Origin of the sequence: Streptomyces sp. NPDC014891, from assembly GCF_043081085.1 — a bacterium.
In the GTDB taxonomy this organism is placed as follows: Bacteria; Actinomycetota; Actinomycetes; order Streptomycetales; family Streptomycetaceae; genus Streptomyces.
This window is the reverse complement of sequence record NZ_JBIBWF010000002.1, coordinates 87813-103695: the sequence shown is the minus strand read 5'-3', so window position 1 is coordinate 103695 and position 15883 is coordinate 87813. Positions and strand designations below refer to the sequence as shown.

Here is a 15883-nt window from a genome sequence, read left to right as displayed (position 1 = left end):
ACCCGTCCGGGGTCCGCGCCGATTTCGAGGGGTCTGTGCCGGTTCAGGGCAGCGTGAGGATCTCCGCCCCGGTCTCCGTCACGACGAGCGTGTGCTCGAACTGGGCCGTCCGCTTGCGGTCCTTGGTCACGACCGTCCAGCCGTCGTCCCACATGTCGTAGTCGTGGGTGCCGAGCGTCAGCATCGGCTCGATGGTGAAGGTCATGCCCGTCTTGATCTCGGTGGTGTGGTGGGGCGAGTCGTAGTGCGGGACGATCAGTCCAGAGTGGAACGACGAGTTGATGCCGTGCCCGGTGAAGTCGCGCACGACGCCGTAGCCGAAGCGCTTGGCGTAGGACTCGATGACCCGCCCGATGATGTTGATCTGGCGGCCCGGCTTCACCGCCTTGACGGCCCGGTTCAGGGCCTCCCGGGTCCGCTCCACGAGCAGGCGCGACTCCTCGTCGACGTCGCCGCAGAGGTAGGTGGCGTTGTTGTCGCCGTGAACGCCGTCGATGAACGCCGTGACGTCGAGGTTCACGATGTCGCCGTCCCGCAGGACGGTGGAGTCCGGGATGCCGTGGCAGATGACCTCGTTGATCGAGGCGCACAGCGACTTGGGGAAGCCGCGGTAGCCGAGCGTGGACGGGTAGGCGCCGTGGTCGCACATGTACTCGTGCGCGACCCGGTCGAGTTCGTCGGTGGTGACACCCGGGGCGATGTGCTTGGCGGCCTCCTCCATCGCCTGCGCGGCGATGCGGCCGGCGACCCGCATCCGCTCGATGGTGTCGGAGTCCTGCACCTCGGGCCCGTCGTACGGGGCCGGGGCGGGCTTCCCCACGTACTCGGGGCGGCGGATGGAGCCCGGAACGGAACGGTGGGGGGAGAGCTCCCCCGGGACGAGAAGCGACTGGCCAGACATGTCAGCGAGTCTAACGACCGGGTCTGGGGCAGCATGATCTCAGAGGAAGGAGCCGAAGACGATGGCTTTGTTCAAGAAGCGCACCGCGGGCAAACCGGGCGAGTGGTACTACTGCCTGGAGCACAAGAAGGTCGAAGAGGGCCCCGACTGCCCGGCGAAGAACCGATTCGGCCCGTACGCCACGCGTGAGGAGGCCGCCCACGCGATGGAGACCGCCCGTGAGCGGAACCTGGAGTGGGAGACCGACCCGCGCTGGCACGACAAGGCGGGCGGGCCGGGGACGCAGGACCCGGCGGACTAGTCCGTGTCCGACCGGCCGGGACCCGGAAGGGGCCCGGCCACGGGACCGGCCGGGACCGCTCAGGCGGTCCCGGCCTCCTCCCGTTCCGCGGTCTCCCGGGCGGCCGCCTCCTGCTGCGCCTTGCGCCGCAGCGAGTCCTCGTCCGTGTCGGAGTCGTACGTGAGCAGCTTCGGCAGCGCCAGGCAGAGCAGGCCCACCGAGGCGACGCAGGCCACGCCGCCCGTCCAGACCGCCGACCGGGTGCCGGTCCAGCCCGCCATCGCGCCCGCCCTGACCTGACCGAGCTGCGGCCCGACGCTGTACGAGAGCACCTCGATGCCCGCCAGCCGGCCGCGCAGCTCCTCGGGGATCGTCTGGTTCCAGATGGTCGAGCGCCCGAGCCCGCTCAGCATGTCCCCGGCCCCGGCGAAGGCCAGGCAGAGCAGGACCAGCCAGATGTTCCCGAACCAGCCGGCCGCCGCGATGGCCAGGCCCCAGCCCGCGGCACCCCCCGCCACGAGCAGTCCGTGCCGCCGCACCTTGGCGGTCCAGCCGCTGGTCAGACCGAGGACCAGGGAGCCGACCGAGCCCGCCGCGTACATCAGGCCCAGCGACCAGTCCGCGTCCAGCTCGTCCGCGAGGAACGGGAAGATCGTGTTCGGGAAGGCGAAGAACATCGCCGCGAGGTCGACCGCGTACGTGCCGAGCAGCACCGGCCGCGACCAGGCGTACCGCGCGCCCTCCGCGATGCCCCGCAGCGAGGGCTTCTCCGCGTCGTGGGCCGGCGGAGCGGGTGAGAGCCGGCGGCACATCAGGACCGAGACCGCGAAACCGGCGATCGTCACCCCGTACGCGGGCGCGTGACCGGCGTACGCCACGACCAGGCCCGCGATCGACGGGCCCGCGATCGCGCCGATCTGCCACCGCAGTGAGTTCAGCGCGGCGGCCGCGGTCTGGTGCCGGTGCGGCACGATCCGGGCGAACAGCGAGTCGAGCGCGGGACGCTGGAGACCCGCCAGCGCCGATACGCCGGCCGCGACCACGTACAGCGGCCAGAGCATCGGCTCCGGCAGCAGCGCGTTGACCAGCAGGAGTCCCGCGAGCAGCCCGAGGCCCGCCTCGGTCCACAGGATGACCCGCCGCCGGTCGACCGCGTCGGCGAGCGCCCCGCCGTAGAGGCCGAACACGATGAGCGGCACCAGTTCCACCGCGCCCATCGCGCCGACCGCGAGCGGCGAGCCCGTCAGCTCCTTGATCTGCAGCGGCAGGGCGATCATCGCCATCGCACTGCTGAAGAAGGTCACGAGCCCCTGGACCCAGAGGAGGCGGAAGTCGCGGGACTCGCGCCAGGGGGCGGTATCGGGCAGAAGGGCCGAGATCCTGGAGACCTTGGAGAACACGGAACGCACAGAGGACACGAAGGGTCATGCTCCGGCCATAGGGTGGAGAAGGCAACTTCATTTGCCCGCCGCGACGCCCCGGCCCGCCGCGACGCCCCGGCCCGCCGCGACGCCCCGGCCCGCCGCGACGCCCCGGCCCGCCGCGACGCCCCGGCCCGCCGCGACCGCCGGGGGCGGCCCCCCGACGGGCGTCCGTGCCCCGGTCCCGCCCCGGCGCCTACCAGCGGGCCGGCGGCGGCGCCGTCAGCCGGTCCGCGAGCCCCGACAGCCGGTCGCGGAACCGACGGTTCCCGCGCGCCGACGGCAGGCTGTTCTCCCCGGCCGCCGCGCTCACCAGGTGCTGCACCGTGTCCAGGTCGACCTCCGATCCCGCCGCCACCGTGAGCGTCTCGTGCGCCAGCCCGCGCACCTCCTCGTCGCCCCCGTCCAGCGAGAGCACCGTCGCCCCCGCCCGGCGGGCGTCGTGCACCCGCTGGAGCAGCCCCGCGTCCGGCCGGTCCGGCGCCACCATCAGCAGCGTCGCCCCCCGCCCCGCGCCCTCCAGTCGGCCGAGCCCCACGGCCAGGTGCGCCGGATCCCCCGGCCGCACCCGGTGCCGGACCAGCGTCGGCGCCAGCTCCGGGATCCCCGACCAGGTCGACTCGTCGACCAGATGGGCCGCCAGGTGCCAGGGCTCGTACTCCTCCGTGCCGACCAGCAGCAGCCCGCCCCGGTGCGGGACGACCGAGGACCGGAGCGCGCCCGCGAACCGGCGGGCCGCCCGCGGCCACTCCGTCCCGGCGAGGACCTCCCGCAGCAACGCGACCCGTACGGCATCCATGCCCCGCATCCTCGACCCGACGGGGGCGCGCGCGGGGCCGGTCGCGTCCGGTTCACCCGTACGGGAGCCGTCCCGGCGGCGCCGACCGCTCGGTAGGGTCGGGCCCATGACTTCCTCGACCCCCAGCACCCCCGCGCCCCAGGCCGCCCCCAAGGACCCGTGGGACCTTCCCGACGTCTCCGGCCTCGTCGTCGGCGTCCTCGGCGGCACCGGCGACCAGGGCCGCGGCCTGGCGTACCGGCTCGCCAAGGCCGGACAGCAGGTGATCATCGGCTCCCGCGCCGCCGACCGCGCCCGGCAGGCCGCCGGGGAGATCGGCCACGGCGTCGAGGGCGCCGACAACGCCGAATGCGCCCGCCGCAGCGACATCGTGATCGTCGCCGTGCCGTGGGACGGACACGCCAAGACCCTGGAGTCGCTGCGCGAGGAGCTCGCGGGCAAGCTCGTCGTCGACTGCGTCAACCCGCTCGGCTTCGACAAGAAGGGCGCCTTCGCGCTCAAGCCCGAGGAGGGCTCCGCCGCCGAGCAGGCCGCCGCGCTCCTTCCGGACTCCCGCGTCGCCGCCGCCTTCCACCACCTCTCCGCGGTCCTCCTCCAGGACGCCTCCCTGGACGAGATCGACACGGACGTGATGGTCCTCGGCGAGGAGCGCGCCGACGTCGAGATCGTCCAGGCCCTCGCCGGCCGCATTCCCGGCATGCGCGGCGTCTTCGCCGGCCGCCTGCGCAACGCCCACCAGGTCGAGTCGCTCGTCGCCAACCTGATCTCCGTCAACCGCCGCTACAAGGCGCACGCCGGGCTCCGCGTCACCGACGTCTGAGCCGTCTTCCGGGCCGACCTCCGAGCCGGTCCCGGCCGGACGGCGGGCATGGGGGACACTGGACGGGCACAGCAGCCGTACCCGGACAGGAGCCGACCCCCATGCCCCGCCTCGCCCTCTACGCCCTCGTGGTCTGCGCCCTGGCCGTCGCCGCGGCCGTCGTCTCCTTCGTCGAGGGCAGCTTCCTCGGCGTCGTCTGGGTCCTCATCGCGGGCCTCTCCTCCAACATGGCCTGGTACTACGTCCGCCGCGCGAAGGTCGAGAAGGCCGCCGCCGAGGCGTAGCCGATCCCGCGGCCCCCGGGACCGGCCCCGCGGACCGATCCCGCGGACCGATCCGCGGACCGGTCCCGCCGGGGCGGCCCGGCGTCAGGCCTGGCAGAAGTCCGGCGTCTCCTGCCAGAACCGGAACAGCTGCGAACCGCAGTAGCGGGACAGCTCCGGCACCCCGAGCGACCGCATCAGCGCGTCGATCGCGTCGAAGAAGCCGTCGTTGACCGCCGGCACGAACAGCAGCGCGATCACGATGAAGAAGCCGTACGGCGCGTACGGCGCGATCTGCCGCTTCACCTTGTAGGACAGCCAGGGCTCCACGATCCCGTACCCGTCGAGACCCGGCACCGGCAGCAGGTTCAGCAGTGCCGCGGTCACCTGGAGGAACGCCAGGAAGGCCAGCGCGTACTGGAAGACCGTCGGGACACCGTCGAGCGCCCCCAGCCAGAACGGGGCCGTGCAGACCAGCGCGAACAGCACGTTCGCCAGCGGGCCCGCCGCCGAGATCAGGCTGTGCTTCCAGCGCCCCTTGATCCGGCCCTGCTCGATGAAGACCGCGCCGCCGGGCAGACCGATCCCGCCCATGATCACGAACAGCACCGGCAGGACGATGCTGAGGACGGCGTGCGTGTACGCCAGCGGGTTCAGGGTCAGATAGCCCTTCGCCCCGACCGTGATGTCACCGCCGTGCAGCGCCGTACGGGCGTGCGCGTACTCGTGCAGGCAGAGCGACACCACCCACGCCGAGGTCACGAAGAGGAAGACCGCCAGACTGGGCAGGGCGGCGAAGTCCGTCCACACCGCCCAGCCGGTCACGGCCATGACGGCGAGGATCGCCAGGAAGACGGGGCTGATCCGCCGCTCGTGGCGCCGGTCGGTGGCCGTGGTCATCGCGGGAGCTCCCAGGGGACGGAGGTGGCACCCTCAGGTGCCCGACGTGCGGGAAACGTACCGGGTGACGGGCCGAGTTCCGGAGACGGGGCCCCACTCGCGGAGAATGGGCCCGTGCACTACTGCGTCCTCGGCCCGACCCTCGCCCGCACCCCCGACGGCACCGACGTGGCCGTCGGCGGCCCGCGGGTCCGTGCGCTGCTCACCGTCCTCGCCCTGCGGGCCGGCCGTACGGTGCCCGTACCGGACCTCGTCCACGAGGTGTGGCACGGCGACCAGCCGCCCGCCGACGCCGTCGCCGCGCTCCAGGCCCTCGTCGGACGGCTCCGCAAGGCCCTCGGCCGCGACCGGATCGTCTCCGCCGAAGGCGGCTACCGGCTCGACGCCCGCCCCGAGGACGTGGACGCCCGCCGCTTCGAGCGGCTGGCCGCCGAGGGCGTCGCCGCACTCGGCGCGGGGGACCCGGCGCGGGCCGCCGGCCTCCTCGACGAGGCCCTCGCGCTCTGGCGCGGGCCCGCCCTCGCCGACCTGCCCGACCGGGAGACGGAGGCCCCCCGCTGGGAGGCCCGCCGCCTCGACGTCCGCCGCGCCGCGCTCGACGCCGCCCTCGGACTGGGCGGGGCCGCCGCGGCCCTCCCCGAACTGACCGCCCTCTGCACCGCCCACCCCCTGGACGAGATCCTCCAGGCCCTGCGGATCCGGGCCCTGCGGGACACCGGACGCGCGGCCGAGGCCCTCGCCGCGTACGAGACGGTCCGCCGCGCGCTCGCCACCCGCCTCGGCACCGACCCGTCGCCCGCGCTGCGCGCCCTCCACGCGGAGCTGCTCGCGGGGCCGCGGACGCCGGAGCCCGCCCCGGAGCCCCGGAGGGAGCAGCCCCCGGCACGGCGCGAGGAGCCCTCCGCCCGGGGCAATCTGCGCGCCCGGCTCACCAGCTTCGTCGGCCGCGACGAGGAGATCGCCGCCCTCCGGGACGACCTGCGCACCGCCCGCCTCGTCACCCTGCTGGGGCCCGGCGGCGCCGGGAAGACCCGGCTCTCGCAGGAGGCCGCCGAGCGCGCCGCCGAGGCGTGGCCGGACGGGGTCTGGGTCGCCGAACTCGCGCCCGTCACCGACCCCGAGGCCGTCCCCGAGGCGGTCCTCGCGGCCCTCGGCGCCCGCGAGACCGTCCTGCGGGGCGCGGGAGCCGAGGAGCTCCGGGCCGGCGACGACCCGCTCTCCCGGCTCGTCGAGCACTGCTCCGGGCGCCGGATGCTGGTCCTCCTCGACAATTGCGAGCACGTGGTCGCCGCCGCCGCCGCGCTGGCCGAGACCCTGCTCGCCCGCTGCCCGGGACTCCGGGTCCTCGCGACCAGCCGCGAGCCGCTGGGAGTGCCGGGGGAGCTGGTACGGCCCCTGGGCCCGCTGCCCGCGGGCATGGCGCTGCGCCTGCTCGACGAGCGGGGCGCGGCGGCGCGGCCGGGGTTCACCGTGGGCGAGGACCCCGGGGCGGCGGAGGAGATCTGCCGCCGTCTCGACGGCCTGCCGCTGGCGATCGAGCTGGCCGCGGCCCGGCTGCGGATGCTGACGCCGCGGCAGATCGCGGACCGGCTCGACGACCGGTTCCGGCTGCTGACGTCGGGCGCGCGGACGGTGCTGCCGCGGCAGCAGACGCTGCGGGCGGTGGTCGACTGGTCGTGGGACCTGCTCGACGGGGTCGAGCACGCGGTGCTGCGACGGCTCGCGGTCTTCACGGGCGGCTGTGATCTGGCGGCGGCCGAGGCGGTCTGCACGGACGGCGGGACGGACGGCGCGCTCGACGTCCTGGACCTGCTGGGGACGCTGGTCGACAAGTCGCTCGTGGTGGCGGGCCCGGGGGACGAGGGGATGCGCTTCCACCTCCTGGAGACCGTGGCGGAGTACGCGGGGGAGCGGCTCGACGAGGCCGGGGAGCGGGCGGCGGTCGAACGGCGCCATCTGACGTACTACCGGGAGCTCGCCCGCCGTACCGATCCCGAGCTCCGCGGCTCCGGCCAGGTCGAGGCCGTCGCCCGCTTCGGGCGCGAGTACGGCAACCTCCGCACCGCCCTGCGCCGGGCCGTCGACGCCCGCGACGAGGACGAGGCCCTCGTCCTCGTCCACTCCCTGCTCTGGTACTGGCAGATGCGCGACCTGCGGACCGACGCCCTGTCCTGGGCCCGGGCGGTCGCCGCCCTCGGCCCCGACCCGTTCACCCCGCCCGCCGCCCCCGTCGTCCCCCTGCACGAGCCGTGCACGGCCGCCCCGCCGCCGCTCTCCGAGGAGCAGCGCTGGGAGGCCCGGCGCGGCGTGCGGCTCGTCGAACTCCTCAACATGGACCACGACACCGGGCGGTGGACCAGCCCCGACGGCGTCCGCCGGCTGCGTGAGATGACCGGCGTCTACTCGCCCGGCCTGCCCCAGACCTGCCGGCTGCCCGGTTCCTTCGGCGTCTTCGCGGTCCTCATGATCGGCGAGGCCGGCCGGCTGCGCGAGCTGCTCGACGCGACCGTCGACGCCTGCCGCCTCTACGGCTACGACTGGGAGCTCGCCAACGCGCTCCAGCTGCGGGCCAACATGCTCGCCAACCGGGGGGACCGGGCCGTCGAGGCGATCGCCGACGCCGACGAGAGCCTGGCCCTCTTCGAGCGGCTCGGTGACTCCTGGGGCGCCGCCGAGGCGCTCTCCTCCCGCGCGGAGGCCCAGGAGCGGCGGCTCTCGTTCGAGGGCGCGGCCGCGGACTTCGAGGCCGCCATCGGCCACGCGGAACGGATCGGCGCCCAGGCGCAGACGGCGCTCCTGCGCGCCCGGTACGCCGGAACGCTCGTCGAGACGGGCCGGCTCGACGAGGGCGAGGCCATCCTGCGCGAGATCGTGGACGCCGGCCACCTCTGGGGTCACGAACCCCTGCTCGGAGCCCGCATCTTCCTCTCCCTCGCGCTCGGCCGCAGCGGTCGCACCGCCGAGGCCCGCGAGCACCTGCACGCGCTGCGGGGGGAGTTCGGATCCGAGACGCTCTCCATCTTCGAGGGCTTCACGCTCGGCAGCCTGGGCTGGCTCGACGACCTCGACGGACGGTACGAATCCGCTCTCGCCCTCGCCTCGGAGGCGTACCGGAGGTCCCTCGGCGCGCTGTCGATGATGGTCGCCCCGCAGATGCCCGGGGTCCATCTGGTCGTCGCGGCCTGGGCGCTGGCCGGTCTCGGCGGACCGGGGGCGCGTACCGGGGCGGTGCTGCTCGGGGCCAGGGACGCCCTGGTCCCGCCGGGTCACCTGGCCCCGCCGATGGAGCGGGAGAACCTGGCGCGGGCCTCGGAACTGTGCCGGGCCGCGCTGGGAGCCGCGGAGTTCGCGGCGGCCCACGCCGAAGGCGGCGGCCTCTCGATGGAAGAGGCCGCCGCCCTGCTCGGTCGCGCCGCCGACGCGATCAGTGAGCGCGCCGAGTCCTGAACCCCCGTGGCGCCCGTCCGTCCGGTTCCGGCCGGACGGGCCCGGACGGACTCAGGTCTTCTTGCGGAACTTGGTCACCGCCAGGGGCGCCGTGACGACCGTGATCACGAGGGCCCAGCCGAGGGTCATCCACACGGAGTGGGCGACCGGGCCGCCGTTGATCAGGTTCCGGGCGGCGTCGGCGAGGTTCGACAGCGGGTTGTAGTCGGTGAAGGCCTCCAGCCAGCCCGGCATCGAGGTCGTCGGGGCGAAGATCGACGAGCCGAACTGCAGCGGCATCAGGACCAGCATCGCCATGCCCTGGACGGCCTGGGCGGTCTTCAGGGTGAGGCCGAGCAGGATGAAGATCCACATGAGGGACGCTCCGAAGACCATCGAGAGGCCGATGGCGGCGAAGAGGTGCAGCACCGAGGTGTGGATCTCCAGGCCGAGCAGGAAGCCCATGCCGAGCAGGATCGCGGTGGCGATCAGCATGCGGCCGACCTCGACGACGATCTTCGCGATCAGGACGGAGGACCGGGCGATCGGCATCGTCCGGAACCGGTCCATGACCCCCTTCTTGAAGTCGTCGTTGATGCCGACGCCGACGGCCATCGCGATGTTCATGCCCATCATCGCCATCAGGCCGGGCGTCACGTAGTTCACGTAGACGTCGTTGTTGCCCTTGCCGGCGATCGCGCCGCCGAAGACGTACACGAACAGCAGGATGAAGATGATCGGCATCAGGACGGCGTCGAACATCGACTCCGGGTCCTGCTTGATCTGGAGTGCGTTGCGACGGGCGAGGGCGCCGATGTGCCGCAGGTTGGCGCGGAGGCCGATCCTGCCCTCGGCGACGGGCGGCCGTCGTACGGCCGCCGGACCCGGGGCTCCGACGGGGGACTTGGTGACCGTGGTCGTGCTCATGCCGCGACCTCCTCGGGGATCTCGTCGGAAACGGTGGTCTTCTGACCGGTGATGGCGAGGAACACCTCGTCCAGGCTGGGCAGGTGGGTGCCGATGTGCGCGATGCCGAAGCCGCGGGCGCCGAGCAGCGCCACGACCGCGGTCAGCTGCTGGTCGGTGAGGATCGGCACGTACAGGGCGCCCTCGTCGGGCACGACGGTCGCGCCGGCGACGCCGTCCAGACCGGTCTCGCGGAGCGCGGCCGCCATCGCGGGCAGCTGGTCCGGGTCGACCGGGCGGATCTTCAGGGTCCGGCCGCCGACCTTGGCCTTGAGCTCGTCGACTCCGCCCCTGGCGATGACCTTGCCCCGGTCGATGACGGTCAGCTCGCTCGCGAGCTGCTCCGCCTCCTCCATGTACTGGGTGGTGAGGAGGACGGTGACGCCCTCGGAGACCATCCGCTGGACCTCGTCCCACACCTCGTTGCGGGTGCGGGGGTCGAGGCCGGTGGTCGGCTCGTCCAGGTAGAGGACGGCGGGCCGGCCGATCATCGAGGCGGCGAGGTCGAGCCGCCGCCGCATGCCGCCCGAGTAGTTCATGGCGGGCCGCTTGGCGGCGTCGGTGAGCGAGAAGCGCTCCAGCATCTCGTCGGCGCGGCGGCGGGCGTCGGCGCGGGAGAGGTCGAGCAGCCGCCCGATCATGTACAGGTTCTCCCAGCCGGACAGCTTCTCGTCGACCGAGGCGTACTGGCCGGTGAGCCCGATGGTGCGGCGCAGCTGACGGGGGTGCTTCACCACGTCGTACCCGGCGACGGTGGCGGTCCCGGCGTCCGGGACGAGCAGGGTGGAGAGGCAGCGGACGAGGGTGGTCTTCCCGGCGCCGTTCGGGCCGAGCACGCCGAGGACGGTGCCCTCCCGCACGTCCAGGTCGACCCCGTCGAGGGCCCTGGTGGCGCCGAAGTGCTTCACGAGGCCCCGGACCTCGACGGCGTTGGTGTGTGATCGCGTCATGGCCCCCACTAGACCACCAGCCACCGACAAGCCACCGACAGACGACCGACAGCCCGCCGATGGGGGATGTCGGCGGGCTGTCGGGTGGTGCCGCGGTGGCCGGTGGGGGCCTGTCGCGAGCAGGCCCGGACGGGACTAGTGGAAGCTGTGCTCCTCGGCGGGGAACGCCCCGCCCTGGACGTCCTCGGCGAAGGCGCGGGCGGCGTCGCCGAGCGTCTCGCGGAGGTTGGCGTACTGCTTGGTGAAGCGGGGGACCTTGCCGCCGGTGAGGCCGGCCATGTCGGTCCAGACGAGCACCTGGGCGTCGGTGCCGGCGCCCGCGCCGATCCCGATGGTCGGGATGTGCAGCGAGCGGGTGACCTCGGCGGCCAGCTCGGCCGGTACGAGCTCCAGGACCACCGCGAACGCGCCCGCGTCCTGCGCGGCCTTCGCGTCGCGCAGCAGCTTGTGCGCGGCCTCGTCGGAGCGGCCCTGCACCCGGTAGCCCATGGTGTTCACGGACTGCGGGGTCAGGCCCAGGTGGGACATGACGGGGATGCCGGCCTGGACGAGCAGCTCGGTCTGCGGCAGGGAGCGCTCGCCGCCCTCCAGCTTGATCGCGCCGACGCCCGCGTCCTTGACCAGCCGGGTGGCGTTGCGCAGGGCCTGGACGGGCCCTTCCTGGTACGAGCCGAAGGGGAGGTCGCCGACGACGAGGGCGCGTCGCGTGCCCCGCACGACGGCGGCGGAGAGCAGGGTCATCTCGTCCATCGTGACGGGCACGGTGGTGTCGTAGCCGAGGTGACAGTTGCCCATGGAGTCCCCGACGAGGATGACCGGGATGCCGGCCTCGTCGAAGACGGACGCGGTCATCGCGTCGTAGGCGGTGAGCATGGGCCACTTCTCGCCGCGGGCCTTGGCGGCGGCGATGTCGTGGACGGTGATGCGGCGCGTTCCCTTGCCGCCGTACAGCGCCTTGCCGCTGTCGGAGGGCGGTTTCTGGGCAGCCTGAAGCGTCATGGTGCACGGCTCCTTGTGTCATCTCGAGGCGCCCTGACGGCGTCCCCGGACCACATCCATGGTGGCACTTCGCCGGGCGGGCGGGGAAGTGGGCCGGAGTGGCGCTCTTCACACCGGCGTACCGGGGCGGCCTTCACGGGGCCGCGACAGGGGGTTCACGGGGCGCCACCCGGGTTCACGGGGCCGCGACACGGGCGCCACGGGCCCGTGAACCCGGTTCACGGGCCCGCAACGTAAAGCCTCGGTCAGAAGTTTCGATACGAGACGGTCTCGTATCGAAATGGACCTAGGGTGGTGGGCATGCCACAGCCGTCCTCCGCATCCCCCGCACCCGCCGCACCCCCGGGACCCGCCGGTCCCCGGGTCCCCGAGGCCGTCCACAAGCGCCGCTGGGCCGTCCTCGGCGTCCTCATGCTCAGCCTGCTGATCGTCGTCCTCGACAACTCGATCCTGAACGTCGCCGTCAAGACGATCGCCTCCCCGGCGCCCACCGGCATCGGCGCCACGCAGAGCGAGCTGGAGTGGGCGATCAACTCCTACACGCTCGTCTTCGCCGGCCTCCTCTTCACCTCCGGCCTGCTCGGCGACCGCCTCGGCCGCAAGAAGGTGCTGCTCTTCGGCATCACCGTCTTCGGACTGGGCTCCGCCCTCGCCGCGTTCTCCGGCTCCCCGGGCGAGCTCATCGCCTTCCGCGCCGTCATGGGCCTCGGCGCCGCCTTCGTCATGCCCGCGACGCTCGCCGTCCTCATGAACGTCTTCGAGCGCGACGAGCAGCCCAAGGCCATCGGCATATGGGCCGGCGGCGTCGGCCTCGCCATCGCGATCGGCCCGATCACCGGCGGCATCCTGCTCGAACACTTCTGGTGGGGATCGATCTTCCTCGTCAACGTGCCCGTCGTGCTCCTCGCCCTCGCCCTGATGATCTGGCTGGTTCCCGACTCCCGCGACCCCCGGCCCGGCCGGATCGACCTCCCCGGCGTGCTGCTCTCCGTCGTGGGACTCGTCCTCCTCGTCTACGGGATCATCCGCGGCGGCGAACTGGCCGACTTCACCGCGCTCAGCGTCCTCGCCCCGGTCCTCGGAGGCCTCGCCGTCCTGGTCCTCTTCGTCCTCCACGAGCGGCGCAGCGACCACCCGGCCATCGACATGAGCTACTTCAAGCGGCCCGCGTTCTCGGCGGCCGTCGCCGCGATCGCGCTCGTCTTCTTCGCGCTCATGGGTGTGACCTTCTTCTCCGCGTTCTACCTGCAGAGCGTCCGCGGCTACAGCGCCCTGCAATCCGGGCTGCTCATCCTGCCGCTGGCCGTCGCGCAGATGGTCTTCGCGCCCCGCGCGCGGCTCGTCGTCGAACGCTTCGGCGCCAAGGCCGTCTGCACGGCCGGCATGCTGCTCGTCGCCCTGGGCCTCGGTGCCTTCGCCCTCTTCGACGCCTCGACCCCGGTCTGGGTCCTGGAGGTCGTCTTCTTCGTCCAGGGCGCGGGAATGGCCCACATCATGCCCCCCGTCACGGTCTCGATCATGCAGGCGCTGCCCCGGGAGAAGGCGGGCTCCGGCTCGGCGATCAACAACACCTTCCGCCAGGTCGGCGGCGCGCTCGGCGTCGCCGTCCTCGGCTCGCTGCTCTCCTCCACCTACCGGGGCGAGATCGAGGGGCACCTCGGCGCCGTCCCGGAGGCCCTCCGGGGCGCCGCGGGCGAGTCCGTCGAGGCCACGCTCGCGGTCGCCGAGAAGCTCGGCCCGGCGGGCCGGGACCTGGTGGCCCCGGCGTACGACGCCTTCCTGGACGCCATGCACGTCACGGCGCTCGCCTCGGCGCTGATCGGCCTGGTCGGCGCGGCGGTGGTCGCGATGTTCCTCCCCGGCCGTACGCCGGCGGGCACCGCGGGCGCACCCGGACCGGGAGCCGCGGGACCCGGCGGGCCGGGACCGGACGGAACGGGTCCGGGCGAGGCGGAACCGGGCGAGGCGGCACCCGGAACCGGCCCGGCGGGCGACGCCCGGCGGGGCTCGGTGCCGGGCCCGTCCTCCGAAGAGGGAGAATCGGCCCGACGGTAGGGCACGAGGCCTGAGGCGCCGGTGGAGCCCGAGGGCGGCGGTGGTGCCCGAGGGCGGCGGCTGTGCCGGAAGGCGCCGGTGGTGCCCGAGGGCCCGAACGAGAGGTGGAGCGCACGTGTCGCGGCAGGACGGCGGGACCCCCGGAATCCCGGAGACCCAGAGCGACGGTGCCGCGACCGGCGGATCGCCCGGCGGTTCGGCGGGGGCCCCGGCCGGGGCCCGCCGCGGGCGGCCCCGCAGCGAGGGCGTCGAGAAGGCCGTCTTCGACGCGGTCGTCGGGCTCCTCGACGACGGCGTCCCGCTCGCCGAACTGTCCATCGAGCGGATCGCCCGTACCGCCGGCGTCGGCAAGGCCACCATCTACCGCCGCTGGACCGGCAAGGAAGAGCTCCTCGTCGACCTGCTCCGCACCATGGAACCGCCGGACCCGGTGCTGTCCGGCACCTCGGTCCGGGGCGACCTGGTGGTCCTCCTGGAGTCGATGCGCGAACGCGGCGTCGCCAAGCGGACCTCCAGCCTCCTCCACAACGCGTTCGCGCAGATGCAGCTCTACCCCCGGCTGTGGGAGGTCTACCACCACACCGTCATCGAACCGCGCCGCCGCCTCAGCCTGGACACCGTCCGGCGCGGGATGGAACTGGGCGAGATCCGCGACGACCTCGACGTCGAGTTCGTCAACGACCTCCTCACGGGCCCGCTGCTGCTGCGCACCGTCATCCGCCCCGGCTCCTCCCTGGAGCCCGGCCTCGCGGAGCGGGTCGTCGATACCGTGATGGACGGCCTGCGGCCCCGGGACTGACCATCGCCCGCACCACAGGACCGTACCCGGCCGAATGTGCGCGTTCTGTCACAGCCCGCCCGGGGACGCCACCTGCAGGAACCCGCCACGCCCCGCCCGTCGTCCCACCCGGCGTACGACGGTCCCGTCATCCCCTAGTGTCGACGTGGGCCACGGAGCACGGCAGCAAGACGGCACGGCAGCAAGGCAGTGAGGACGGGCGATGGCGCGGGTGGACATGACGGAGACCGAGCAGGGCGGCGCGGGGGACGGACACCCGGCCTCCTCCCGCTTCCGGACCGCCCTCGGCGGACTCCGCCGCGACCCCGGGATCTGGCGCCGCGGCATCCTGCTCGCGCTCTTCGCGGTGGCCCTCACCCTGCTGATGGTCCTCCACTCCGACATCCCCAACCGGATCGGCAACCTCGGCAGCCTCACCGAGACCTTCCTGCCCTGGCTCGGCCTCTTCGTCCCCCTCCTCCTCGTCCTCGCCCTGCTGCGCCGCTCCGCCACCGCGCTGATCGCCCTGCTGCTGCCCGCCGTGGTGTGGCTGAACCTCTTCGGCGGCCTCGTCGCCGACAAGTCCGAGCCGGGCGGCGACCTGACCGTCGCGACCCACAACGTGAACGCCGACAACCCGGACGCCGCGGGCACCGCCCGCGAGCTCGCCGCCTCCGGCGCCGACGTCATCGCCCTGGAGGAACTCAAGGGCGACATGGTCCCGGCGTACGAGAAGAACCTGGCGGACGCCTACCCGTACCACGCGGTGGAGGGCACCGTCGGACTCTGGAGCAAGCTGCCGCTGCGCGACGCTCAGCCCGTCGACATCCGGATGGGCTGGACCCGCGCGATGCGCGCCGACGTCGTCACCCCCGCGGGCGAGGTCGCCGTCTACGTCGCCCACCTGCCGTCCGTCCGGGTCAAGCTGAACGCCGGCTTCACCGCCAACCAGCGCGACGTCAGCGCGAACGCCCTCGGCGAGGCCATCTCCGAGGACCGGCACAAGCGGATCATCCTCCTCGGCGACCTCAACGGCACCATGAACGACCGCGCGCTCAACGGCATCTCCTCGCAGCTCCGCTCCACGCAGGGCGCGGCGGGCGACGGCTTCGGCTTCAGCTGGCCGGCCTCGTTCCCGATGGCCCGCATCGACCAGATCCTGGTCAGGGGAGTCGAGCCGATGTCGTCCTGGGCCCTCCCGAAGACGCAGAGCGACCACCTCCCGCTCGCCGCCCGCGTGAAGCTCTGACCGGAGCGGACCCCCGGCGTACGGGCGGGGCCCCTGCCGCGCGGGCGCGGACGACCGGGGCCTATGGGCGGGGACG

General features: G+C 73.6%; 14 protein-coding genes. 7 read left to right on the top strand and 7 right to left on the bottom strand.

Annotation, left to right across the window (positions count from 1 at the left end; all coding sequences use genetic code 11):
* Nucleotides 1-43: 43 nt before the first annotated feature.
* The gene (gene map, locus ACF09E_RS05080; protein WP_392203933.1) at nt 44-901 is read right to left on the bottom strand and encodes a type I methionyl aminopeptidase; all 858 of its coding nucleotides are present in this window, start codon (nt 899-901) and stop codon (nt 44-46) included.
* Between the two features lie 61 nt (nt 902-962).
* Between map and ACF09E_RS05075 the strand changes: the two genes are divergently transcribed.
* Nucleotides 963-1202, top strand: coding sequence for a hypothetical protein (locus tag ACF09E_RS05075; protein WP_392203932.1), 240 nt, complete (start codon nt 963-965; stop codon nt 1200-1202).
* Nucleotides 1203-1261: 59 nt separating this feature from the next.
* Here ACF09E_RS05075 and ACF09E_RS05070 read toward each other — a convergent pair whose 3' ends face one another.
* Together ACF09E_RS05070 and ACF09E_RS05065 are read right to left on the bottom strand one after the other, a co-directional pair.
* Nucleotides 1262-2599: an MFS transporter gene (locus ACF09E_RS05070; RefSeq protein WP_392203931.1), complete on the bottom strand. Its 1338-nt coding sequence runs from the start codon at nt 2597-2599 to the stop codon at nt 1262-1264.
* 199 nt (nt 2600-2798) lie between these two features.
* The gene (locus ACF09E_RS05065) at nt 2799-3401 is read right to left on the bottom strand and encodes a hypothetical protein (protein ID WP_361850182.1); all 603 of its coding nucleotides are present in this window, start codon (nt 3399-3401) and stop codon (nt 2799-2801) included.
* A gap of 106 nt (nt 3402-3507) precedes the next feature.
* Between ACF09E_RS05065 and npdG the strand changes: the two genes are divergently transcribed.
* Together npdG and ACF09E_RS05055 are read left to right on the top strand one after the other, a co-directional pair.
* Complete coding sequence (npdG, locus tag ACF09E_RS05060; RefSeq protein ID WP_392203930.1) at nt 3508-4221, top strand: NADPH-dependent F420 reductase; 714 nt, start codon at nt 3508-3510, stop codon at nt 4219-4221.
* Nucleotides 4222-4322: 101 nt separating this feature from the next.
* Complete coding sequence (locus tag ACF09E_RS05055; RefSeq protein WP_148004375.1) at nt 4323-4505, top strand: hypothetical protein; 183 nt, start codon at nt 4323-4325, stop codon at nt 4503-4505.
* Between the two features lie 84 nt (nt 4506-4589).
* On the opposite strand, the gene ACF09E_RS05050 is transcribed toward ACF09E_RS05055, so the two are convergent.
* Nucleotides 4590-5384, bottom strand: coding sequence for a site-2 protease family protein (locus ACF09E_RS05050; protein WP_392203929.1), 795 nt, complete (start codon nt 5382-5384; stop codon nt 4590-4592).
* Between the two features lie 114 nt (nt 5385-5498).
* Here ACF09E_RS05050 and ACF09E_RS05045 point away from each other — a divergent pair, with 114 nt between their 5' ends.
* Nucleotides 5499-8831, top strand: a complete 3333-nt coding sequence (locus tag ACF09E_RS05045) for a BTAD domain-containing putative transcriptional regulator (protein WP_392203928.1) — start codon at nt 5499-5501, stop codon at nt 8829-8831.
* A gap of 51 nt (nt 8832-8882) precedes the next feature.
* Here the strand turns inward: ACF09E_RS05045 and ACF09E_RS05040 are convergent, their stop codons facing one another.
* The 3 genes from ACF09E_RS05040 to panB form a co-directional block, all read right to left on the bottom strand.
* A complete protein-coding gene (locus tag ACF09E_RS05040; protein ID WP_361850190.1) occupies nt 8883-9737 on the bottom strand; it encodes an ABC transporter permease in 855 nt (284 codons plus the stop codon).
* Nucleotides 9734-10726: an ATP-binding cassette domain-containing protein gene (locus ACF09E_RS05035; RefSeq protein ID WP_361850192.1), complete on the bottom strand. Its 993-nt coding sequence runs from the start codon at nt 10724-10726 to the stop codon at nt 9734-9736. The genes ACF09E_RS05040 and ACF09E_RS05035 overlap by 4 nt, the downstream gene beginning before the upstream one ends.
* A 135-nt stretch (nt 10727-10861) precedes the next feature.
* A complete protein-coding gene (gene panB, locus ACF09E_RS05030; protein WP_392203927.1) occupies nt 10862-11725 on the bottom strand; it encodes a 3-methyl-2-oxobutanoate hydroxymethyltransferase in 864 nt (287 codons plus the stop codon).
* A 300-nt stretch (nt 11726-12025) separates the two neighbouring features.
* On the opposite strand from panB, the gene ACF09E_RS05025 reads away from it, so the two are divergent.
* The 3 genes from ACF09E_RS05025 to ACF09E_RS05015 all read left to right on the top strand — a co-directional run bounded on the left by ACF09E_RS05025 (nt 12026) and on the right by ACF09E_RS05015 (nt 15807).
* Nucleotides 12026-13780: an MFS transporter gene (locus ACF09E_RS05025; RefSeq protein WP_392203926.1), complete on the top strand. Its 1755-nt coding sequence runs from the start codon at nt 12026-12028 to the stop codon at nt 13778-13780.
* 115 nt (nt 13781-13895) lie between these two features.
* On the top strand, nt 13896-14579 hold the full coding sequence (locus tag ACF09E_RS05020; protein ID WP_388799483.1) for a TetR/AcrR family transcriptional regulator: 684 nt from the start codon (nt 13896-13898) through the stop codon (nt 14577-14579).
* Nucleotides 14580-14781: 202 nt separating this feature from the next.
* Entirely contained in the window at nt 14782-15807 is a 1026-nt protein-coding gene (locus tag ACF09E_RS05015) for an endonuclease/exonuclease/phosphatase family protein (RefSeq protein ID WP_392203925.1), read from the top strand.
* The last annotated feature ends 76 nt before the right edge of the window (nt 15808-15883 follow it).

Bases quoted from the DNA above. Each gene is read 5' to 3' on its own strand.
- ACF09E_RS05055 (WP_148004375.1), top strand. From the start codon at position 4,323: ATGCCCCGCCTCGCCCTCTACGCCCTCGTGGTCTGCGCCCTGGCCGTC.
- ACF09E_RS05065 (WP_361850182.1), bottom strand. From the start codon at position 3,401: ATGGATGCCGTACGGGTCGCGTTGCTGCGGGAGGTCCTCGCCGGGACG.
- map (WP_392203933.1), bottom strand. From the start codon at position 901: ATGTCTGGCCAGTCGCTTCTCGTCCCGGGGGAGCTCTCCCCCCACCGT.
- ACF09E_RS05040 (WP_361850190.1), bottom strand. From the start codon at position 9,737: ATGAGCACGACCACGGTCACCAAGTCCCCCGTCGGAGCCCCGGGTCCG.
- npdG (WP_392203930.1), top strand. From the start codon at position 3,508: ATGACTTCCTCGACCCCCAGCACCCCCGCGCCCCAGGCCGCCCCCAAG.
- ACF09E_RS05050 (WP_392203929.1), bottom strand. From the start codon at position 5,384: ATGACCACGGCCACCGACCGGCGCCACGAGCGGCGGATCAGCCCCGTC.
- ACF09E_RS05025 (WP_392203926.1), top strand. From the start codon at position 12,026: ATGCCACAGCCGTCCTCCGCATCCCCCGCACCCGCCGCACCCCCGGGA.
- ACF09E_RS05035 (WP_361850192.1), bottom strand. From the start codon at position 10,726: ATGACGCGATCACACACCAACGCCGTCGAGGTCCGGGGCCTCGTGAAG.
- panB (WP_392203927.1), bottom strand. From the start codon at position 11,725: ATGACGCTTCAGGCTGCCCAGAAACCGCCCTCCGACAGCGGCAAGGCG.
- ACF09E_RS05075 (WP_392203932.1), top strand. From the start codon at position 963: ATGGCTTTGTTCAAGAAGCGCACCGCGGGCAAACCGGGCGAGTGGTAC.
- ACF09E_RS05015 (WP_392203925.1), top strand. From the start codon at position 14,782: ATGGCGCGGGTGGACATGACGGAGACCGAGCAGGGCGGCGCGGGGGAC.